At 65.6% G+C, this 21,221-nt stretch carries 19 protein-coding genes; 18 read left to right on the top strand and 1 reads right to left on the bottom strand.

The features are described 5' to 3' along the window. Positions 1-5 precede the first annotated feature (5 nt). From lysA to AB4Y72_RS17930, 9 genes are all read left to right on the top strand, one after another. Positions 6-1,493, top strand: a complete 1,488-nt coding sequence (lysA, locus tag AB4Y72_RS17890; RefSeq protein ID WP_441427486.1) for a diaminopimelate decarboxylase — start codon at positions 6-8, stop codon at positions 1,491-1,493. Beyond that, entirely contained in the window at positions 1,494-2,810 is a 1,317-nt protein-coding gene (locus tag AB4Y72_RS17895; protein ID WP_441427487.1) for a homoserine dehydrogenase, read from the top strand. Beyond that, complete coding sequence (gene thrC, locus AB4Y72_RS17900; RefSeq protein WP_441427488.1) at positions 2,811-3,917, top strand: threonine synthase; 1,107 nt, start codon at positions 2,811-2,813, stop codon at positions 3,915-3,917. It begins immediately after the preceding gene. Positions 3,918-3,919: 2 nt separating this feature from the next. Continuing rightward, on the top strand, positions 3,920-4,906 hold the full coding sequence (gene thrB / locus AB4Y72_RS17905) for a homoserine kinase (RefSeq protein ID WP_441427489.1): 987 nt from the start codon (positions 3,920-3,922) through the stop codon (positions 4,904-4,906). A 318-nt stretch (positions 4,907-5,224) separates the two neighbouring features. Next, the gene (rho, locus tag AB4Y72_RS17910) at positions 5,225-7,384 is read left to right on the top strand and encodes a transcription termination factor Rho (protein ID WP_441427490.1); all 2,160 of its coding nucleotides are present in this window, start codon (positions 5,225-5,227) and stop codon (positions 7,382-7,384) included. 55 nt (positions 7,385-7,439) lie between these two features. Continuing rightward, a complete protein-coding gene (gene prfA / locus AB4Y72_RS17915) occupies positions 7,440-8,522 on the top strand; it encodes a peptide chain release factor 1 (protein WP_441427531.1) in 1,083 nt (360 codons plus the stop codon). 17 nt (positions 8,523-8,539) lie between these two features. Next, on the top strand, positions 8,540-9,430 hold the full coding sequence (gene prmC, locus AB4Y72_RS17920; RefSeq protein ID WP_441427491.1) for a peptide chain release factor N(5)-glutamine methyltransferase: 891 nt from the start codon (positions 8,540-8,542) through the stop codon (positions 9,428-9,430). Between the two features lie 15 nt (positions 9,431-9,445). Further along, positions 9,446-10,234, top strand: coding sequence for an L-threonylcarbamoyladenylate synthase (locus AB4Y72_RS17925; RefSeq protein ID WP_441427492.1), 789 nt, complete (start codon positions 9,446-9,448; stop codon positions 10,232-10,234). Beyond that, positions 10,231-10,998, top strand: coding sequence for a WecB/TagA/CpsF family glycosyltransferase (locus AB4Y72_RS17930; protein WP_441427493.1), 768 nt, complete (start codon positions 10,231-10,233; stop codon positions 10,996-10,998). Before AB4Y72_RS17925 ends, AB4Y72_RS17930 begins: the two co-directional genes overlap by 4 nt. 18 nt (positions 10,999-11,016) lie before the next feature. Here AB4Y72_RS17930 and AB4Y72_RS17935 read toward each other — a convergent pair whose 3' ends face one another. Continuing rightward, complete coding sequence (locus AB4Y72_RS17935) at positions 11,017-11,913, bottom strand: glycosyltransferase (protein WP_441427494.1); 897 nt, start codon at positions 11,911-11,913, stop codon at positions 11,017-11,019. Positions 11,914-12,221: 308 nt separating this feature from the next. On the opposite strand from AB4Y72_RS17935, the gene AB4Y72_RS17940 reads away from it, so the two are divergent. The 9 genes from AB4Y72_RS17940 to atpD all read left to right on the top strand — a co-directional run bounded on the left by AB4Y72_RS17940 (position 12,222) and on the right by atpD (position 21,221). Further along, entirely contained in the window at positions 12,222-13,346 is a 1,125-nt protein-coding gene (locus tag AB4Y72_RS17940; protein ID WP_441427495.1) for an MraY family glycosyltransferase, read from the top strand. 155 nt (positions 13,347-13,501) lie between these two features. Next, on the top strand, positions 13,502-13,987 hold the full coding sequence (locus AB4Y72_RS17945; protein ID WP_441427496.1) for a hypothetical protein: 486 nt from the start codon (positions 13,502-13,504) through the stop codon (positions 13,985-13,987). Positions 13,988-14,421: 434 nt separating this feature from the next. Beyond that, a complete protein-coding gene (gene atpB, locus AB4Y72_RS17950) occupies positions 14,422-15,222 on the top strand; it encodes a F0F1 ATP synthase subunit A (protein ID WP_441427497.1) in 801 nt (266 codons plus the stop codon). A 125-nt stretch (positions 15,223-15,347) separates the two neighbouring features. Continuing rightward, positions 15,348-15,566 carry an ATP synthase F0 subunit C gene (atpE, locus tag AB4Y72_RS17955; RefSeq protein WP_003804776.1) on the top strand — a complete coding sequence of 73 codons (219 nt, stop codon included), beginning with the start codon at positions 15,348-15,350 and terminating at the stop codon, positions 15,564-15,566. 48 nt (positions 15,567-15,614) lie between these two features. Then, a complete protein-coding gene (locus AB4Y72_RS17960) occupies positions 15,615-16,166 on the top strand; it encodes a F0F1 ATP synthase subunit B (RefSeq protein WP_441427498.1) in 552 nt (183 codons plus the stop codon). After that, entirely contained in the window at positions 16,166-16,990 is an 825-nt protein-coding gene (locus tag AB4Y72_RS17965; protein WP_441427499.1) for a F0F1 ATP synthase subunit delta, read from the top strand. The genes AB4Y72_RS17960 and AB4Y72_RS17965 overlap by 1 nt, the downstream gene beginning before the upstream one ends. 87 nt (positions 16,991-17,077) lie before the next feature. After that, positions 17,078-18,715 (top strand): F0F1 ATP synthase subunit alpha, encoded by a 1,638-nt coding sequence (atpA, locus tag AB4Y72_RS17970; RefSeq protein ID WP_441427532.1) that lies wholly within the window; start codon positions 17,078-17,080, stop codon positions 18,713-18,715. A 76-nt stretch (positions 18,716-18,791) separates the two neighbouring features. Next, on the top strand, positions 18,792-19,685 hold the full coding sequence (locus AB4Y72_RS17975; protein ID WP_441427500.1) for a F0F1 ATP synthase subunit gamma: 894 nt from the start codon (positions 18,792-18,794) through the stop codon (positions 19,683-19,685). A gap of 81 nt (positions 19,686-19,766) precedes the next feature. Next, a complete protein-coding gene (gene atpD / locus AB4Y72_RS17980) occupies positions 19,767-21,221 on the top strand; it encodes a F0F1 ATP synthase subunit beta (protein WP_441427501.1) in 1,455 nt (484 codons plus the stop codon).

Genomic DNA, 21,221 nt, shown 5'->3' on the forward strand with positions numbered 1-21,221 from the left:
CTGCCATGACTGAAGCATCAGGAAAGTCCCCGCTCGCGCCCGATTGGCTCCAGGTACCCGCAGACCTCAACGCCCTCCACGAGCCGCTGTGGGCGGCCGGTGTCGAACGGAACGATGCAGGCGAGCTCACCATCGAGGGGCTGACGGTCAGCGAGCTGCAACGCGAGTACGGCACACCGCTGTTCGTGCTGAGCGAGACCGACTTCCGGGCCCGGGCCCGGGCCTTCAGCGACGCGTTCAACGATGCCTTCGCCGATATCTGCGGGGGAGTGGACGTCTACTACGCCGGCAAGTCCTTCCTGTGCACGTCCGTGGTCCGCTGGGTCGAGGAAGAGGGGCTGCGCCTGGACACCGCGTCCGGCGGCGAACTCGCCGTCGCCGCCCTCGCCGGAATCCCGGGCGCCGACGTCGCGCTGCACGGCAACAACAAGTCCGACGGCGAGATCCACCGGGCGCTCGACATGCAACTGGGCCGGATCGTGGTGGACAGCCTCGACGAACTCGACCGGGTCGCGGCGATCGCCGCCAACCGGGGCGCCACCGCCAGGGTCATGCTCCGGCTGACCCCGGGAGTGCACGCCCACACCCACGAATTCATCGCCACCGCCCACGAGGACCAGAAATTCGGCCTCTCCATGGCCGGGGACTCGACGGACCAGGCCGGGCTTTCCGCCGCAGAGGAAGCCGTGGCCGCGGCGATCCGGCACGAGAGCATCGAACTGCTGGGCTTGCACTGCCACATCGGCTCCCAGATCTTCGAGCCGGACGGGTTCGCCCTCGCCGCGGAAAAGCTCCTGGACTTCCTGGCCGCGATGCAGGCAAAGTACTCCATCGTGCTGCCCGAGCTGGACCTCGGGGGCGGCTACGGCATCGCCTACACCCCCGTTGACACCCCGCGCCCGGCCGCCGAGATCGCGCAGGCGATGGCCGCCGTCGTCCGTGCCAAGTGCGCAGCGCTGGGCATTTCCGCCCCCCGGATCTCAATCGAACCGGGCCGGGCGATCGTCGGAAGCACAACCTTCACGCTGTACGAGGTCGGCACCCTCAAGACCGTCCGGGTGGATTCCCCGGGTGCAGCGGCCCCGGATGCCCCCGGGTCCGGCGAGGCTGCCGGCGGCGACGTTACGTACCCGCGCCGGTATGTGTCGGTGGACGGCGGGATGAGCGACAACCCCCGGCCGGTGCTGTACGACGCGGATTATTCGGCAATTCTGGCGTCGCGGGCCTCGGACGCCGCTCCGCAGCTGTCCCGCGTAGTGGGCAAACATTGCGAGAGCGGCGACATAGTTGTTAGAGATGTATATCTGCCCAAGGACGTGGCAGCCGGTGATCTGCTTGCTGTACCGGGGACCGGCGCCTACTGCTGGGCCCTGTCTAGCAACTACAACTATCTGGCCCGGCCGGGCGTTGTCGCTGTCCGCGATGGATCTGCCCGGCTCATTGTCCGCGGGGAAACCGAAGAAGATTTGCTCAACCGCGACATGGGAGTCTGAATGACCGAATTGCGAACCCTGAAAGTGGCCCTGCTGGGCTGTGGCAACGTTGGGGCCCAGGTTGCGCGGATTCTCATTGACGACGCCGGCGCCCTCGCCGCCCGCACGGGCGCCCGGCTCGAACTGACGGGCATCGCGGTGCGCAACGTCGACGCCGAGCGCGACGTCGAGCTGCCGCAGGAACTGTTCACCGCGGATGCCGAGACCCTGGTCAAGGACGCCGACGTCGTGATCGAGCTCATGGGCGGCATCGAGCCTGCCCGCACCCTGATCCTCACGGCCATGCGCAACGGGGCCTGCGTCGTCACCGGCAACAAGGCGCTCCTGGCCCAGGACGGTCCCACGCTGTACGAGGAAGCGGACAAGGCCGGGGTGCAGCTGTCCTACGAGGCCGCCGTCGCCGGCGCCATCCCCATCCTGCGGCCCATCCGCGACAGCCTCTCCGGCGACCGGATCACCCGGGTGCTCGGGATCGTCAACGGCACCACCAACTTCATCCTCGACCAGATGGACTCCACGGGCGCGCAGTTCGCCGACGCCCTGGCCGAGGCGCAGCGGCTGGGCTACGCGGAAGCCGATCCCACGGCCGACGTGGAAGGCTACGACGCCGCCGCCAAGGCCGCGATCCTTGCGTCGCTGTCCTTCCACACCCGGTTCGCCCTGGAAGACGTCTCGTGCGAGGGCATCACTTCGGTCACCGCGGCGGACATTGCAGCGGCCAAGGAAGCCGGCTTTGTCATCAAGCTGCTGGCCATTGCCGAGAAACTGGTTGACGAGAACGGCAAAACCGGCGTCTCGGTCCGCGTCCATCCCACCCTGCTGCCCCGCGAACACCCCCTCGCCGCCGTCCGCGGTGCGTTCAACGCCGTCTTCATCGAAGCGGAGAACGCCGGTGAACTGATGTTCTACGGCCAGGGTGCCGGCGGCACCCCTACGGCGTCCGCCGTGCTGGGTGACCTCGTCTCCGCGGCCCGGCGCATTGTCCTGGGTGGTCCTGGCCGGACCGAAACCACCACGGGGCACGTGCCCGCGCTGCCCATCTCCGCAGCCGTCACGAGCTACTACATCGGACTCGACGTCGCGGACCAGCCCGGCGTCCTGGCCCGGATCGCCCAGCTCTTCGCGGAGCACGGCGTGTCCATCGAAATCATGCGGCAGACCATCCACCGCGACGCCGACTCCAACGTGGAGTCGGCCGAACTGCGGATCGTGACGCACCGGGCCCGCGAGTCGGCCCTTGCAGCAACCGTCGAGGCCGTGAAGGCCCTGGACGTCATCAATTCCGTCACATCCGTACTGCGGGTAGAAGGGGTCTAAGTGGCTCACCAATGGCGCGGTGTCATCCGCGAATACGCCGATCGTCTTCCTGTCACGGAAGCCACTAAGGTCATCACCCTGGGGGAGGGCGGAACGCCACTCGTGCACGCCCGCCACCTCTCCGAGCTGACCGGCAGCACCGTCTACCTCAAGGTCGAGGGCATGAACCCGACCGGGTCCTTCAAGGACCGGGGCATGACCATGGCCATGACAGCCGCGGTGGCCGCCGGCGCCAAGGCCGTGGTCTGCGCGTCCACCGGCAACACCTCGGCGTCCGCCGCGGCGTACGCCACCGCGGCCGGGCTGCAGTGCGCCGTGCTCGTCCCGGAGGGCAAGATCTCCATGGGCAAGCTCAGCCAGGCAATCGCGCACGGTGCGACGCTGCTGCAGGTCGACGGCAACTTCGATGACTGCCTCGACATCGCCCGCAAGCTCGGCGAGTCCTACCCGGTGTTCCTGGTCAACTCCGTCAACCCGGCCCGGATCGAGGGCCAGAAGACCGGCGCCTTCGAAGTGGTGGATTCCCTGGGCGACGCCCCTGACTTCCACGTCCTTCCCGTGGGCAACGCCGGCAACATCAGCGCCTACTGGAAGGGCTACAAGGAGTACGCGGGGGCGTTTGAATCTCCCACCGCCGGGTCGCTGCCCGCCGTCGCCACGAAGACCCCGGTCATGTGGGGCTTCCAGGCCGCGGGAGCGGCCCCGTTCGTCGCGGGCCACCCCATCACCGAACCCGACACCATCGCCACGGCCATCCGGATCGGCAACCCCGCCTCCTGGGACACTGCCGTGGCCGCCCGGGACGAATCCGGCGGCGTGATTGAGGCCGTCACGGACGAGGAAATCCTGTCCGCGCACCGCTGGCTCTCCGCCCGGGAGGGCGTCTTCGTGGAGCCCGGCTCCGCTGCCGGCGTCGCCGGACTGATCAAGAAGCACTCCGCCGGGGAAGTGCCGGCCGGCAAAACGATCGTGATCACGGTGACGGGTCACGGCCTCAAGGACCCGCAATGGGCGCTGCGCACCGAGGACGGCAGCGACGTGCAGCCGGTCAAGGTCTCCAACGACGTCGTCACCGTCGCCGCAGCACTGGGACTGGAAGAAAAATAACGTTGGAAACCACCCTCACCGTCCCGGCCGAATCAGCTGCCGGTTCCCCGGCCGTTCCGGCAGGCCAGTTGGTTACCGTGCGGGTGCCGGCCACCAGCGCCAACCTGGGCCCCGGCTACGACAGCCTCGGACTGGCCCTCACACTGCATGACACGCTCACCGTGGAAACGCTGGCCAGCGGCGAACTTGAATTCGAGCTCAGTGGCGAGGGCGCCGAGTCGCTGCCCCGCGACGCAACCCACCTTGTGGTCAAGGCCCTCACCGAGGCGCTGCACCGCCTCGGCTTCCGGCACGAAGGCCTGCGGATCACGGCGGACAACGTCAACCCGCACGGTCGCGGCCTGGGCTCCTCGGCCTCGGCCGTGGTGGCCGCCGTCAGCGCCGCGAATGCGCTGGTTCCGGCGGAGTCCCGCCGTGGCCGGGACTGGATCCTGCAGCTCACGAGCGAAATGGAGGGCCACCCGGACAACGTCGCACCCGCCATTTTCGGCGGACTGGCGCTGTCATGGCAGGACAGTGACCAGTACAGCAGCACCTGCGCAACCGTGGCTGCCACGGTCATTCCCGTCGTCGCGGTTCCGGACTACGAGCTCTCCACGGAGGCCGCACGGGCACTGCTGCCGGCATCGGTGGGCCACCATGCGGCGGCGATGAACTCCGGCCGCGCCGCATTGTTGATCCACGCGCTGACCAGCAACCCGGAATTCCTGCTGCCGGGCACGGAAGACTACCTGCACCAGAGCTACCGCGCCCAGGCGATGCGGCCGAGCGCCGAGCTGATCGCCGCGCTGCGGCGGAAGGGCCACGCCGCCGTCGTCTCCGGCGCCGGACCCACCGTGCTGGTCCTGGCCAACGGGGAAACCGAGGCCCGCGAGGTCGTGGACTTCATTGGCGCCCACACCGCGGACAACACGCCCGAAGTGGGCTGGCGCGTGATGAAGCTGGCCGTGGACGTCGAAGGTGCTAAAGTGGAAGTGCACCGGCGGTAAATACGCAACTGTTCTAAGACCCGTTCTAAGACCGCGATGTTGGCCACGTAGGCTCTCTCATCTTTCACTGCGCTATATTTTCCGGTGCCACCTGCTTTCGGTCTGCCGCAGGAATCAGCAGAATTGCTCTGCCCCCTGAAGCGTCAGCCCGCCGTTCCTCATTTCTCGGATCGTGCATGGTGAAGCAGTATCCGGCCCTGCTGGCCGAAATTCCATCCGGCAAGGCCGAAATCACGGCTGCGGATCTGAACTGCAGCCCAGATCAAATCACCGCGTCCAGCTCTTAGCCTGGACGCCGTCGAGGGGGAAGGATCCTTCGTGACCGAAACCACTGAGCTGTCTCCGGCTGTGGATACATCTTCTGCTGCCGGATCATCGGCAGCGCCCGCCAAGAGCAGCGGCCTTGCAGGCCTCAAGCTCGCCCAACTCCAGGCCCTCGCCAGCCAGTTGGGCATTTCCGGCGGTTCCCGCATGCGCAAGGGCGATCTGGTCACGGCCATTTCCGCCCACCGTGCAGGCACGCCAGTAAGCAAGGCTCCGGCCCGCGCTGCTGACAAGGCGAGCGACAACGGCGCCGTTGCCCACGCGGCGGCCCCGGCTGCTGCAGCCGCGCCGGCCGCCGGCGACGAGTCCCTGGCCAGGGAAAACACGGCCCAGGAAAGCCCCCGCGCCCGCCGTGGCCGCAGCCGCCGCGCAGGCAGCGACGGCGTCGTCACCACCGCCGCAGAGGCACCCGCCGCAGCCCCGGTTGAGGCTCCCGTTGCTGCTGAAGCCGGAACCCCGGAATCGGGCGCCGTGTCCGGAACGGAAAGCAGCGACCGCACCCGGCAGCCGCGCACCCGCAACCGCCGCCGCGGCGAAGCCGCAGCTCAGTCCGCCGAGACCGCTGGCCAGAACGCCGGCGAGGCCCAGGCCGAACAGCCCGCAGCCGAGCAGCGCACTGAAACCCGCACCGAACAGCGTGAACAGCGCACCGAACAGCGTGAACAGCGCGAGCAGGGCAGCGAAGACGGCCAGCGCCGCGACAACACCCGCGGCCGCGGCGGCCGCGACGAAACCGCCGGCAGCCGCGAGAACACCCGCGATAGCGCCCGCGACAACACCCGCGATAACACCCGCGACAGTGACGATTCTGACGGCGGAAGCCGCCGGAACCGACGCAACCGTCGTGACCGCAACGACCGCGGAGACCGTCAGGGCCAGCAGGACAGCCGGGACAACTCCTCGCGCAACGACCGCTTCCGCGACCGCAACGACCGCCGTCGCGGACGTCAGCAGGGACCGGACGTCGACGACGTCGAGGTCACCGAGGACGACGTCCTCCTGCCGGTCGCCGGTATCCTCGACGTGCTCGAGAACTACGCGTTCATCCGCACCTCGGGCTACCTGCCGGGCCCGAACGACGTCTACGTCTCACTCGCCCAGGTCAAGAAGTACAACCTGCGCAAGGGCGACGCCGTCGTCGGCGCTATCCGGGCGCCGCGCGAAGGCGAGGACCGCAGCCAGCAGTCCGCCCGCCAGAAGTTCAACGCCCTGGTCCGTGTCACCTCGGTCAACGGCAAGACCCCCGAGGAACTCAAGGACCGCGTCGAATTCGCGAAGCTCGTCCCGCTGTACCCCTCCGAGCGCCTGCGCCTCGAGACGGACCCGAAGAAGATCGGCCCGCGTGTGATCGACCTCGTGGCCCCGATCGGCAAGGGCCAGCGCGGCCTGATCGTCTCGCCGCCGAAGGCTGGCAAGACGCTGATCCTGCAGTCCATTGCCAACGCCATCACCACCAACAATCCTGAGGTCCACCTCATGATGGTGCTCGTTGACGAACGGCCCGAAGAAGTCACGGACATGCAGCGCACCGTCAAGGGCGAGGTCATTGCTTCGACCTTCGACCGTCCCGCCGACGACCACACCACCGTGGCCGAACTTTCCATCGAACGCGCCAAGCGCCTCGTGGAAATGGGCATGGACGTTGTGGTGCTCCTGGATTCCATGACCCGCCTGGGCCGCGCCTACAACCTGGCAGCCCCGGCCTCCGGCCGCATCCTGTCCGGTGGCGTGGACTCCGCGGCGCTGTACCCGCCGAAGCGTTTCTTCGGTGCAGCCCGCAACATCGAAAACGGCGGCTCGCTGACCATCCTGGCCACCGCGCTCGTCGAGACCGGCTCCAAGATGGACGAGGTCATCTTCGAAGAGTTCAAGGGCACCGGCAACATGGAACTGCGCCTGTCCCGCCAGCTGGCAGACAAGCGCATCTTCCCGGCGGTGGACGTCAACGCGTCCGGTACCCGCCGCGAAGAGAACCTGCTTTCTCCCGAGGAAGTCAAGATCATGTGGAAGCTGCGCCGCGTCCTCTCCGGACTCGAAACGCAGCAGAGCCTTGAGCTGCTGACCAACAAGATCCGGGAGACCCAGAGCAACGTCGAGTTCCTCATGCAGGTGCAGAAAACGACGCTTGGTGCGAAGTCCGATAACGACAAGTAGCGTCGCGTAACCGCTCGAAAATTGGCGGCCCCGCCCCCCCGCCGGGTGGCTCACGATCTGCGATCGTGAGCAGTCCGTACAGGGCCTGTTGGATGAGCACGAGTCTATCCAGGCGCAGCTTGGGGATCCCGCTGTCTATGCTGACCAGCGGCTGGCCCGGAAACTGGGGCGGCGCTCGGCTCAGCTGAACGGCATTGTGGAGGCTTACCACCGCTGGGAGGGCATCAGCGATGACCTGGCGGCCGCCAAGGAAATGGCGGACGAGGACCCCGAGTTCGCCGCGGAGGTGCCCGAGCTGGAGGCTGCGCTGGAGACGGCTTCGGCCAAACTGCGCCGGCTGCTGATCCCGCGCGACCCGGACGATGCGCGCAACGTGATCCTGGAGGTCAAGGGCGGCGAAGGCGGCGACGAGGCTGCCCTGTTCGCCGCCGACCTGCTGCGGATGTACAGCCGCTACGCGGAATCCCGCGGCTGGAAGACCGAGATCATCTCCGCCACCGAGTCGGACCTTGGCGGCTACAAGGACGTCCAGATGGCCGTCAAGGGCAACTCGAACGACCCGGCCGAAGGCGTGTACGCGCGGCTGAAGTTCGAAGGCGGGGTGCACCGGGTGCAGCGCGTGCCCGTGACGGAATCCCAGGGCCGCATCCACACCTCGGCCGCGGGCGTGCTGGTGCTGCCCGAAGTGGACGAGCCTGAAGAACTCGAGATTAACCAGAACGATCTCAAGATCGACGTCTACCGGTCCTCCGGTCCCGGCGGGCAGTCGGTCAACACCACCGACTCGGCGGTGCGCATCACCCACCTTCCGACCGGCATCGTGGTGGCCATGCAGAACGAGAAGTCCCAGCTGCAGAACCGGGAAGCCGGCATGCGCGTGCTGCGCGCCCGCATCCTGGCCCACCAGCAGGAGATCATCGACGCCGAGAACTCGGCGCAGCGCAAGTCGCAGATCCGCACGATGGACCGTTCCGAGCGCATCCGGACCTACAACTACCCGGAAAACCGGATCGCGGACCACCGCACCGGTTACAAGGCCTACAACCTGGACCAGGTCATGAACGGCGACCTGGAACCGGTTATCCAGTCGGCCATCGAACTGGACGAGCAGTCCAGGCTCGACGCCATCGGCGAGTAGGCGCGGGCCAGTCCGTGATGACAGCAGGCAGAGCGAGCCTCGCCGAGGCCATCCGTGAAGCGACTGCGGTCCTGGCCGCGGCCGGCGTGCCCAGTCCGCGCGTCGACGCCGAGCTTCTGGCCGAGCACCTGCTCGGCGTCGGCCTGGGCAGGTTGCGCGCGCTGATGCTCGGGGATGCACCGGCCCCGGAAGGCTATGCCGACCTCGTTGCCGAACGCGCCCAGCGGATCCCCTTGCAGCACATTACGGGCGTGGCGCATTTCCGCTACCTCGAACTTGCCGTCGGACCCGGCGTCTTCATCCCGCGGCCCGAAACCGAATCCGTGGTGCAGCTGGTGATTGACTGGCTTGCCGCCCAGGCCCGGCTGCGGGGTCTGACACACCCCAAAGTCGTGGATCTGGGCACCGGGTCCGGCGCGATCGCCGGGTCGATCGCGCACGAGGTTCCCGGCGCGGAGGTCCATGCAGTGGAGTACAGCGAATTCGCGCATGCCTGGGCGGCAAAAAATCTGCTGCCCTTGGGTGTCCACCTCATCCGCGGTGATCTGCGCGACGCGCTGGCCGAACACAACGGCACTTTCGACGTCGTCGTGTCCAACCCTCCGTACATTCCCGCCGAAGCCATCCCGAACGAACCCGAAGTGGCCCTGCACGACCCGCCCGAGGCGCTGTACGGCGGGGGAGCGGATGGGATGGAACTTCCGACGGCGGCGGCCGCCTCGGCCGCCCGGCTGCTGGTGCCCGGCGGCTACTTCGTGATGGAGCACGCCGAAGTCCAGTCGGAATGGATCGCCGCGATGCTCAAGCGCAGCGGAAACTTTTCCGAGGTGACGACGCACCGGGACCTCAACGGCAAGGACCGCGCCACCAGTGCTGTGCTGACACCGTCAGGACCGCGCGACAAGTGATGAAAGAATAGGCCAGTGACGACTAGCTACGATTGCGCGGCGGCTGAGCAGCGCGCCGCAGGACTTGAACACGCCCAGCGGGCCATCCGCGAGAACAAATGTGTGGTCTTCCCCACCGACACCGTTTACGGCATTGCCGCCGATGCCTTTTCACCTCTGGCCGTGACCTTGCTGCTTGCCTCCAAGGGCCGCAGCCGGAAGATGCCGCCGCCCGTGCTGATCCCCAGGCTGAACGCCCTCGACGGGCTCGCCACTGACGTTCCGGCCGAGGCGCGTCGGCTGGCCGAGGCGTTCTGGCCCGGCGGCCTGACCCTGATCCTGCACGCCCAGCCGTCACTGGCCTGGGATCTCGGCGAGACGAAGGGCACCGTGGCCCTGCGGATCCCGGCCGACGAGATCGCCCAGGACCTGCTGACGCTGACCGGACCACTCGCCGTATCCTCCGCGAACCGGACCGGACACGCAGCGGCGCAGACTGCCGCGGAGGCGGAGGCCCAGCTGGCCGAATCCGTGGAAGTCTACCTTGAGGGCGGCCAGCGGCCTGCCACAGGCGCGGAGGCCCTCGCCTCGACCATCGTCGACGCCACGGCGTCGCCGTTGCGCGTGGTCCGCCAGGGAGCCATCAGCCTCGATCGCCTGCGGGGCGTGGTTCCGGACCTGATCGACGTCGACGGCAACGCTCCTGAACCTGCCGGCGCTGAGCCGGCCGCCACTGAGCCGGCCGGCGCGGAGCCTGCCAGCGTTGAGCCTGCCGGCACAGAGTCGGCTGGCGCGGCGCCGGAGACGGGAACTGGCTCCGCATGACGCTGGAGCGCCAACTCGTCCCCTTCCTCGACGTCGAGGCGACGCCCCTGACAGTTACCGGCCTGACCGCCGTCCTCAGCAGATACGTCGCAGAGGGCGGGACACGGTTCGTGGTGGGGCACAACCTGCACAGCGTGACGCTGCTGCACTCCGATCCCGCCTTCCGGTCGTTCTATGAGAACAGCGACGTGGTGCTGATCGACGGCGCGCCGGTGCTGTGGCTCTGGGCCAGGACCGGCGACGCGGACAACGGCCGCGGAGCGGTGATGGACTACCGCTTGGGATCGACGGACTGGATTCCCGCCTTGGGCAACGTGGCCGGTCTCGAACGGATCGCCGTGATCGGTGCCGGCGTCGTCGCCAATGCCGGCGCCGTGGCCAAGCTGCGGGAGATCGTTCCGGGGGCCCGCGTCGAGGGCATGCCGGGCGAAGGCTGGAACGTGGACGTTGAGGAAACCGCCATCGAATGGCTGTCCCGGTTCCGCCCGCAGCTGGTGCTCCTCGGCCTGGGCATGCCGCTGCAGGAACAGGTCCTGGCCCGCCGGCGTGCCAGCCTCCCGCCAGCGGTCTACTGCGCCGTGGGCGGCGCCATCGAACAGATTGCCGGCGTCCAGAAACTGGCGCCGCGCTGGATCGGGCGGCTCGGGCTCGAGTGGGCCTGGCGGCTCATGCTGCACCCGCAACGCGTGGCGTACCGGGTGTTCTGTGAGCCGTGGGTCCTGCTGGGTCTGCTGTTGCGCCGGCGGCTCCGCCGGGAGCCTTAGCCCAGCCGGCGGGACCGCTCAGAACTTCTGGTCCTCCAGCGGGCCGAAGCCCTTGCCGCGAAGGCCGGTGGAAAACGCCCGGAACCAGTCGGCCAGCCCGCGCACATCGCCGCTGCGCAGGAAGTAGCCGAGGTAGCCGCCCACGTCAGCAACGAAGGACTTGACCCGGAAGTGGCGGCGGATCATGTAGCCGCGGTTCCGGTAATAGAAGTAGCGCTTGAAAGCGGAGTCGGGAACGATCACGTGCCACCGGGCGCCGAAAACGTGCTTGGTTTCGGAGAACGCGTGCGGGTGGGTGATGGCCGCGGTGGTAACCGTGCCGAAACGGATCCCGGCCTTGCGCAGCCGCAGCGTGAAGTCCACCTCGTCGCCCCGGATGAACAAGCGCATGTCCGGCAGGCCCACTTTGAAGAAGACATCGGAACGGATCAGGGCGCCGTTGAAGAAGTGTCCGTCGTCCGGCAGGAACCCGACCTTTTCCACCTGCGCACGCTCATGCGTGACCTTGCCGTTGAGACGGAAGAAAAAGGACAGCCGGTCCGGGTGGCCCGGGGCCACCACGAGGGGAACCACGGCTTCCAGGTCCCGGGCCTCGGCCTCGCGGAGCAGTGTGGCCAGGCATTCCGGATCGCCCGGCTCGGCGTCGTCATCCATCATCCAGATCCAGTCCGCCCCACTTGCAACGGCTTTCAGGATCGCCAGCGAAAAACCCCCGGCCCCGCCGAGGTTCGCCTCGGAGCGGACATAGTCCACGTTGGCGTGCCGTGCGGCGACGTCTTTGGAGGGTACCGTGCCGCTGTCTACGAGGCAGATGGAGCGCACCGGAGAGCTCTGGTTGTTGATCGCGTCCAACAGGACTGCCAGCTCCCTGGGACGGTCGAACGTCACGGCAGCGACTGCAACCGAGGGGGTCATCGCGGGGTCCTTTCAGCACGACCGTCAGTGGTTTTCCCGCCGGCGGAGGGCCGTGTGACGCGAAGACAGGTGGCCGTTGGCATTAGTATCTTGACTAGAGTCCACTGTAATACAGCCCTGTCAGGCACTACGCACTGCCTGCCCTGCGCACGGCGACGGAGAAGTTTCATTTTTCGAAAGACAGTTCCACGGCAATTCAATTCACCCCATATCCGCAGGTCACCGGTGCTCCCGGGGCTGCGGATGGTGCTGCCGTGTAGTGCCTGCGCCTGTGATTGTGCCGCTGGCCCAGCTCTGGTGGTCTTCCCATGATCATGTACCTGCTCATGATGCTGACGGCAGCGCTCGTGACCTACGCGGCCACCTGGGGTGCCCGGCTCGTCGGCAACAAGATGGAGCTCTATTCCCCTATCCGCAGCCGAGACATGCATTCGACGCCGGTCTCCCGGCTTGGCGGGCTCGGCATCTTTGCCGGGGTCATGGTGGCCCTGGTCACGGCAAGCAATTCCTTCTTCGTCCAGGACATCTTCCGCAACAACACGGCGGCCTGGGGCATCCTCGCCGGCGCCGGTGTCATTGTGCTCGTCGGCGTCGCGGACGATCTGCTGGACCTGCGCTGGTGGGTCAAGCTGATCGGCCAAAGCGCCGCGGCAGTGGTCGTGGCCACCTGGGGAGTGCGGATGACGGTCATCCCGTTCATCCCCGAGCCGCTCGTGATTCAAAATGAGGCCGTGAGCATCGTGCTGACAGCCGGGCTGATCGTGACCACCATGAACGCGTTCAACTTCATCGACGGCCTCGACGGCCTCGCCGCGGGGGTCGCGATCATCGGGGGAGCGGCGTTCTTCCTCACGGCCTACTGGGTCCACCGGACCGCCGTCCTGCTGGACCGTTCAGACCTGGCCACCCTCCTGACCGCCATTGTGGTTGGCAGTTGCGTCGGGTTCCTGCCGCACAACTGGTTCCCCTCGAAGATCTTCATGGGTGACTCCGGAGCCATGCTGATCGGACTGATCATGGCCTCGGCCGGCGTCGTGTCCACGGGCCAGATCACCTCCGGACTCTACGACCGGGCGAGCGGCATCCCGACCATCATCCCCATTCTCTTGCCGTTCGCCGTCCTGTTCCTCCCGCTCTTGGACCTGTGCCTGGCCGTTGTGCGGCGGACCGCGCTGGGCCGGTCCCCATGGTCCGCGGACCGCGGGCACCTGCACCACAAGCTGCTGGACATTGGCTACTCGCACCGCAGCGCTGTGGTGCTGATGTACCTGTGGACCTGCATTCTTGCCTTCGGCGGGCTCGCGTTCGCGATCTTCCCGTGGCACATCGTCCTCGCCGTCGACCTGGCCGCCGCGGCAATCATGGCTGTGGTGACCGCATGGCCGTACCTCCGCCACCGCGGGCCGGACCGGATCACCGCCGCACCGGACTAGCCTGCCCGGCATGCCGGACCGAGCCGTCCGGACGCGCTTTTCCGAATAATTTCTATCTAATGTAGAATTGCGGGGCGGCACTTCGCCGCCCGCCTTCACCAGCACGCCTTGACCAGCACTCAAGGCCAGCACCGCACCGCGACGATTGGGATCTCATGACCTCCAACGCCGAACCCGGACCAACCTCCGGCACCGGACCCGTTGGTGTCTCCGGCCCCACAAAATCGTTGTGGCTGAAGCTGCTGGCCATGAGCTCGGCCGCAGCCGCCGCCGCACTCCTGTTGACCGGCGTCGCCGCCTGGATCTTCAACGGTGCCGCGGGGTTCTGGTCCTCCCTCTTCGGGGGAGCCTTGGTGATGGCGTTCTTTGCCATCAGCCTCGCGGTGGGCCACTTCGTTGGCCGCAACAACCCCTCCGGAGCAATCGGACTCTTCGTCGCGACGTATTTCGTCAAGGTTGTGGGCTTTGCCGTTGTCCTTTTTGTCATCGGGGCCCCGGCCTGGCTGCACGGCCGCTGGTTCCTGATCGGCGCCGTCGTGACCGTGGTGGTCTGGCAGGCAGCCGAGATCTACGGTTTCAGCAAGGCGAGGCTTCAGATTTACAACGATCCCGACACCCGAAAAGGCGGCACCAATGTTTAGCCGCAAAAGTGGCCGCAAGCCCTCTGCTAGACCTCACAACGCGGCTGCCCAAACCCCGAAAACTACGGCCGGCGCCCCCGGTGTATCCGCAGATGGAAGCGACGGCGGATACAACGCCGGCATCGCCGTCTTCAGCTACATTGTTGGCGGAATCATCGTCTGGAGTTTGATAGGGTGGGGACTGGATAATCTGTGGGGAACCCGCTGGATTGTGCTCGCAGGCGCTCTGCTTGGAGCTGCGGGAGGGTTCTATCTTTCTCATATGCACGGCCTCACCAGTAACAGGACTTTAGCTGATGGGGACAATGCTGCACGTGGCCCGTCCAAGGACGAGGAACAGTAATGCCAAATAATTTCACAGGGGGAGAGGCGGGCAGCAATGTCGCCGGTCCCCGCCCAACGCCCAATGATGGACACTGCAGAGAGGAAACGCGTTGATCGCGCTTGCGCTCCCGGCCCAAGATTCAGGAACCTTCACGCCTCCTGGAATTGAAGAACTTCACCTGCCGGCTATCATCCCCTGGGGTGCGGCCGAAGGATTTTCCAAGCAGATGCTGCTGGTGATCCTGTCGGTTGTCATTATCGCTACATTCTTTCTGCTAGCTGCGCGGAAGCAGCAGCTCGTCCCCGGCAAGCTGCAGTTCGCAGGCGAGGCCGCCTATAGCTTCGTCCGCAACGGCATCGCCAAGGACATCATCGGCGGCCGGGACTTCATGAAGTACGTCCCGCTGCTGTTCACCTTGTTCTTCTTCATCCTCGTGAACAACATCTACGGCGCGATCCCCGTGATCCAGCTCCCGACCTTCTCGCATGTCGGCGGCGCTTACGTGCTCGCCTTGATCGTGTACGTCACCTGGATCGCCATCGGCATCAAGAAGAACGGCCTCCGGTACTTCAAGCTGGCCACCGTTCCTTCCGGCGTTCCGTTCTACATCCTTCCGATCGTCGTTCCGATCGAGATCATCTCCAACTTCCTGGTCCGCCCGGTCACGCACAGCCTCCGTCTGTTCGCCACCATGCTTGCCGGCCACTTGATCGTGATGATTTCCGGTGCGGGCATCGAATTCCTCGTGATGCAAGAGAACGTCCTCCTCAAGGGCGCGTCCGTACTCGTCCTTGCCGGTGCCATCGCCATGTACATGCTCGAAGCCCTGATCATGGTGCTGCAGGCCTACGTGTTCACGCTGCTGACCGCGATTTACATCGAAGGCGCGCTGCACGCGGACAGCCACTAGGCGCAAGGCCAGCAGGCGCAACGCTCGCAGGCACACCGCCAGACGGCACAACATAGTCTTCCCCTCACGGGGATGAAGCAACCCAAACAACCTGCCACATGGGTGGCATCTTGAAAGGAAGAAAAATGGAAGGCTCCATCAACGGCTCCCTCAACCTCATCGGCTACGGCCTCTCCGCCATCGGCGGTGGTATCGGTGTGGGTCTCGTGTTCGCCGCCTACATCAACGGTGTGGCACGTCAGCCGGAAGCCCAGCGCGTCCTGCAGCCGATTGCATTCCTCGGCCTCGCGCTGACTGAAGCCCTCGCCATCCTTGGCCTGGTCTTCGCGTTCGTTCTCAAGTAAACAGAACAACCGAACATCCAGAACCGAGTAGATAAGGACGGGTGAAATATGAATCAAACGATCATCTCAGCCGCCACCGAAGGCGGTACTAACCCCCTCGTTCCCAATCCTTGGGAGATGCTTGTAGTCTTCGCCGGCTTTGCTGTCCTCATGTACATCGTGGTCAAGTACGTTGTCCCGATGTTCGAGAAGACTTTTGCTGAGCGGGCCGAGGCCATCGAGGGTGGCATCGCCAAGGCCGAAAAGGCCCAGGCCGAGGCCTCCGCAGCACTCGAAGAGTACAAGCAGCAGCTGACGGAAGCGCGCACTGAAGCCAACCGCATCCGTGAGGAAGCACGCGCCGAAGGTGCCCAGATCCTGGCAGAGCTGAAGGAGAAGGCAGGCGCCGAGTCTGCCCGCATCACCGCACAGGCCCACGCCCAGATCGAATCCGAGCGCCAGGCGGCCGTTGTGTCGCTGCGCGCGGAGGTCGGCACGCTGGCCACGACGCTGGCGAGCCGCATCGTCGGCGAGGCACTGAGCGACGATGCACGGTCGGCCCGCGTGGTGGACCGCTTCCTGGCAGATCTGGAGAACCAGAACGCGGGTGTAGCTAAGTAATGGCAGGTGTATCGAGCGAATCGCTGGCCGCTGCGCTGGCGGCACTGGAGGCCAAGCTTCCCACCGCGTCGCTGCAGTTGGCGAAGGAACTCTTCGGAATCCTGGGAACGGTGGACAGCTCGGCTGGTTTGCGCCGTGCCCTGACTGACCCGTCCCGCAGCGGTGACGAAAAGTCGGCGCTGGTCAAGCAGCTCTTCGGCGGAAAAGTGTCCGCCGATGCTGTGGAGATCGCGGGCGGACTGGCCAGCTCACGCTGGGCATCTGCACGGGATATCGGCGATGCACTCGAGACCCTTGCCGCTTCGGTGGTCATCGCTGTTGCCGAGAACAAGTCGGCCGTCTCTGCCTCCGGGCTCACCGGACTGGAATCGCTGGAGAACGATCTGTTCGCCTTCAACCAGTCAGTTGAGTCCAGCCACGAGGTCCAGCGTGCTCTGTCCGAGCCGCAGGCCAGCCCGGCCGCCAAGGTGTCCCTCGCCGAGAAGCTCGTACCCGGTGCGAGCGAGGAAGCGAAAGTCCTGATCGGTCAGGCCGTCACGGCCCCCCGTGGACTCAAGGTCACCAAACTGGTTCGTCGTTTCGCCGAGCTTGCCGCCAAGCGCCAGCAGCGCTGGATTGCAACGGTCAGCGTCACCCGTCCGCTGACGGAGATCCAGACCAGCCGCCTGCAGACGGGGCTTAACGCCCTTTACGGGCGCGAGCTCAAGATCAACATGAACGTCGACCCGGCACTGATCGGTGGCATCCGGATCCAGGTAGGTGACGAAGTGGTAGACGCTTCGGTTGCCGGCCGCCTGGGCCAGCTCCAGCGTCAGATCGCTTAGCCAGCCGGACAAGCACAACCTAACGACAAGAAACCCCGGTCATCGTGAGCAACGATGATCACGAAAACAGGAGAGCAGGGACTGCAGATGGCCGAATTGACCATCAACGCCGACGACGTCCGTAATGCGTTGAACGAGTTCGCGGCGTCCTACGAACCCGGAAACGCAGAGCGCGTAGAGGTCGGCCGTGTAACAACCGCAGGTGACGGCATCGCCCGTGTTGAGGGCCTTCCCTCGGTCATGGCGAACGAGCTGCTTCGCTTCGAAGACGGCACCCTGGGCCTGGCCCAGAACCTTGACGTCCGCGAGATCGGTGTGATCGTCCTCGGTGACTTCACCGGAATCGAAGAAGGCCAGGAAGTCCACCGCACCGGGCAGGTTCTGTCCGTGCCGGTTGGCGACGCCTTCCTCGGCCGCGTGGTTGACCCGCTGGGCCAGCCCATCGACGACCTCGGCGACATCAAGGCTGAGGCCACCCGCGCCCTGGAACTCCAGGCGCCCGGCGTAACCCAGCGTAAGTCGGTTCACGAGCCGATGCAGACTGGCCTGAAGGCCATCGACGCGATGATCCCGATCGGCCGTGGACAGCGCCAGCTGATCATCGGTGACCGCCAGACCGGCAAGTCGGCCATCGCGATCGACACGATCATCAACCAGAAGGCCAACTGGGCTTCGGGCGACGTCACCAAGCAGGTGCGCTGCATCTACGTAGCCATCGGCCAGAAGGCGTCCACGATCGCAGCCGTCCGCCAGACCCTTGAGGACAACGGCGCGCTGGAATACACCACGATCGTGGCCTCCCCGGCGTCTGACCCCGCAGGCTTCAAGTACCTGGCACCGTACGCCGGCTCGGCCATCGGCCAGCACTGGATGTACGGCGGCAAGCACGTCCTCATCGTGTTCGATGACCTGTCCAAGCAGGCCGAGGCCTACCGTGCAGTGTCACTGCTGCTGCGCCGCCCGCCGGGACGCGAAGCCTACCCCGGCGACGTGTTCTACTTGCACTCCCGTCTGCTGGAGCGTTGTGCCAAGCTCTCCGATGAGCTTGGTGCAGGCTCGATGACCGGCCTGCCGCTGATCGAGACGAAGGCGAACGATGTGTCCGCCTACATCCCGACCAACGTGATCTCCATCACCGATGGCCAGATCTTCCTGCAGTCGGATCTCTTCAACGCCAACCAGCGCCCCGCTGTGGACGTCGGCGTGTCCGTCTCCCGCGTCGGTGGCGCCGCCCAGGTCAAGTCCATGAAGAAGGTCTCCGGTACCTTGAAGCTGGAACTGGCCCAGTACCGCGACATGCAGGCCTTCGCCATGTTTGCCTCGGACCTGGACGCGGCATCGCGCCAGCAGCTGACCCGTGGTGCACGCCTGATGGAACTGCTCAAGCAGGGCCAGTACTCGCCGTTCCCGGTCGAGAACCAGGTTGTTTCCATCTGGGCCGGCACCAACGGCTACCTCGACGACGTTCCGGTTGAAGACATCAACCGCTTCGAGACCGAGTTCCTGGAGCACCTCAAGCACAAGTCCTCCATCCTGACGACCCTGGCCCAGACCAACGTCATGGACGATGACACCGCTGAAGCACTGAAGACCGCGATCGTGGACTTCAAGAAGGGCTTCTTCGGCGAGGGAGACAACCTCCTGGTCGGTGCGGGGCACGAGGAGCACGCCCCCATCGGCGAGGATCAGGTCGACCAGGAAAAAATCGTCAAGCAGAAGCGCTAGTTTCGCTGGCAGGGACTGCCGGGACCCGCACGGGTTCCGGCAGTCCCGGCCACCGGGATCTTAGGAAAGGATAAGTATGGGAGCCCAGATCCGGGTCTACCGCCAGAAGATCAGCTCGACGACGTCGATGCGCAAGATCTTCAAGGCGATGGAACTGATCGCTACCTCGCGCATCGGCAAGGCCCGCGCACGCGTAGCAGCTTCACTGCCTTACGCAAACGCGATCACGCGTGCCGTTTCTGCTGTCGCAAGCCAGAGCGAAATCGACCACCCGCTGGTCACCGAGCCGGCGCAAATCCGCCGGGCCGCCGTCCTGGTCATCACCTCGGACCGTGGCCTCGCAGGTTCGTACTCGGCGAGCGTCCTCAAGCAGGCCGAAGGCCTCAACGAGCTGCTCCACGAGGAAGGCAAGGAAGTCAAGACGTTCCTGGTCGGCCGCAAGGCGCAGGCGTACTTCGACTTCCGGAACCGTGAATACGCACGCGTATGGACTGGCAATACGGATGCACCGGAGTTTGCGACCGCGCGGGAAGTCAGCGAAGCACTGCTGGCCGATTTCGCAACCGCCTACGAAGAGGGCGGCGTCGACGAAATCCACGTCGTCTACACCCGCTTCAAGTCGATGGTGACCCAGGAGCCGACGGTCGTCCGTCTGCTGCCGCTCGAGGTTGTCGAAGAGACTGCCGCGTCCGAATCGGACCTGCTGCCCCTCTACGAGTTCGAGCCGGAAACGGAGCAGGTTCTCGATGCCCTGCTGCCGCGCTACATCGAATCACGTATCTTCGCCGCCATGTTGCAGGCAGCAGCTTCCGAGCTCGCAGCCCGCCAGCGGGCGATGAAGTCCGCCGGCGACAACGCGACGGATCTCATCAAGAAGTACACGCGTCTGCGCAACACTGCCCGCCAGGCTGAAATTACGCAGGAGCTTTCCGAAATCGTGGCCGGTGCCGACGCGTTGAACGCGTCCTAGCCAGCACGAGTCCGGATCCAGCTGTACCTGCAACAAAAGATAAACTTAACCCCACGCCATCTACTGAGTGAAGTGAGAGAGATGACTGCCACTGCTACCGAACACGTAGCCGCAACGACCGGTGCTACCGGCCGCATTGCACGTGTTATTGGCCCGGTTGTCGACGTCGAATTCCCGGCTGACGCAATCCCCTCGATTTACCACGCCCTCACCACCGAGATCACACTCAACGGTGAGACCAAGACCATCACGTTTGAAGTTGCCCTGCACCTCGGCGACAACCTCATCCGTGCCATCTCCCTCCAGGCCACCGACGGACTTGTCCGCGGTACCAACGTGGTGGACACCGGTGCCCCGATCTCCGTGCCCGTGGGCGACGGCGTCAAGGGACACATCTTCAACGTCCTGGGCCAGCCCCTCGACGTTGCCGAGTCCGAACTCCAGATCAGCGAACGCTGGCCGATCCACCGCAAGGCTCCCGCCTTCGCGACCCTGGAAGGCTCCACCGAGATGCTGGAAACCGGCATCAAGGTGATCGACCTCCTCACCCCGTACATCAAGGGTGGCAAGATCGGTCTGTTCGGTGGTGCCGGCGTCGGCAAGACCGTGCTGATCCAGGAAATGATCACTCGTGTTGCCCGCAACTTCGGTGGCACCTCGGTGTTCGCCGGTGTCGGCGAGCGTACCCGTGAAGGCAACGACCTCTGGGTTGAAATGGAAGAGGCAGGCGTCCTCAAGGACACCGCCCTTGTGTTCGGCCAGATGGATGAGCCGCCGGGAACCCGTCTGCGCGTGGCACTGTCCGCCCTGACCATGGCGGAATACTTCCGCGATGTTCAGAACCAGGACGTGCTGCTCTTCATCGACAACATCTTCCGCTTCACCCAGGCAGGCTCCGAGGTTTCCACCCTCCTCGGCCGCATGCCGTCGGCCGTGGGCTACCAGCCGAACCTGGCTGACGAGATGGGTCTCCTCCAGGAGCGCATCACGTCCACCAAGGGCCACTCGATTACCTCGATGCAGGCCATCTACGTTCCCGCAGATGACTACACCGACCCGGCCCCGGCCACGACCTTCGCACACCTCGACGCGACCACGGAACTTTCCCGTGAAATCGCCTCCCGTGGTCTGTACCCGGCCGTTGACCCGCTGACGTCGACGTCCCGCATCCTGGATCCGCAGTACATCGGCCACGACCACTACAACACGGCCGTCCGCGTCAAGCAGATCCTGCAGAAGAACAAGGAACTTCAGGACATCATCGCCATCCTGGGCGTTGACGAACTCTCTGAAGAAGACAAGATTGTTGTCTCGCGTGCACGCCGCATCCAGCAGTTCCTCTCGCAGAACACCTACACCGCCAAGCAGTTCACCGGCGTCGAAGGCTCCACCGTGTCCATCAAGGACACCGTTGAAGGCTTCACCGCGATCTGCGACGGCGACCTTGACCACGTTGCAGAGCAGGCGTTCTTCAACGTCGGCGGCCTGGACGACGTCGAGCGCCAGTGGGCCAAGATCCAGGAACAGACCAAGTAA

The organism is Arthrobacter sp. YAF34, assembly GCF_052113245.1.
Classification (GTDB): Bacteria; Actinomycetota; Actinomycetes; order Actinomycetales; family Micrococcaceae; genus Arthrobacter.

Bases quoted from the DNA above. Each gene is read 5' to 3' on its own strand.
- prmC (WP_441427491.1), top strand. From the start codon at position 8,540: ATGACAGCAGGCAGAGCGAGCCTCGCCGAGGCCATCCGTGAAGCGACT.
- AB4Y72_RS17935 (WP_441427494.1), bottom strand. From the start codon at position 11,913: ATGACCCCCTCGGTTGCAGTCGCTGCCGTGACGTTCGACCGTCCCAGG.
- atpA (WP_441427532.1), top strand. From the start codon at position 17,078: ATGGCCGAATTGACCATCAACGCCGACGACGTCCGTAATGCGTTGAAC.
- AB4Y72_RS17930 (WP_441427493.1), top strand. From the start codon at position 10,231: ATGACGCTGGAGCGCCAACTCGTCCCCTTCCTCGACGTCGAGGCGACG.
- AB4Y72_RS17960 (WP_441427498.1), top strand. From the start codon at position 15,615: ATGAATCAAACGATCATCTCAGCCGCCACCGAAGGCGGTACTAACCCC.
- AB4Y72_RS17895 (WP_441427487.1), top strand. From the start codon at position 1,494: ATGACCGAATTGCGAACCCTGAAAGTGGCCCTGCTGGGCTGTGGCAAC.
- AB4Y72_RS17940 (WP_441427495.1), top strand. From the start codon at position 12,222: ATGATCATGTACCTGCTCATGATGCTGACGGCAGCGCTCGTGACCTAC.
- AB4Y72_RS17965 (WP_441427499.1), top strand. From the start codon at position 16,166: ATGGCAGGTGTATCGAGCGAATCGCTGGCCGCTGCGCTGGCGGCACTG.
- atpD (WP_441427501.1), top strand. From the start codon at position 19,767: ATGACTGCCACTGCTACCGAACACGTAGCCGCAACGACCGGTGCTACC.
- atpE (WP_003804776.1), top strand. From the start codon at position 15,348: ATGGAAGGCTCCATCAACGGCTCCCTCAACCTCATCGGCTACGGCCTC.
- AB4Y72_RS17975 (WP_441427500.1), top strand. From the start codon at position 18,792: ATGGGAGCCCAGATCCGGGTCTACCGCCAGAAGATCAGCTCGACGACG.
- AB4Y72_RS17945 (WP_441427496.1), top strand. From the start codon at position 13,502: ATGACCTCCAACGCCGAACCCGGACCAACCTCCGGCACCGGACCCGTT.
- lysA (WP_441427486.1), top strand. From the start codon at position 6: ATGACTGAAGCATCAGGAAAGTCCCCGCTCGCGCCCGATTGGCTCCAG.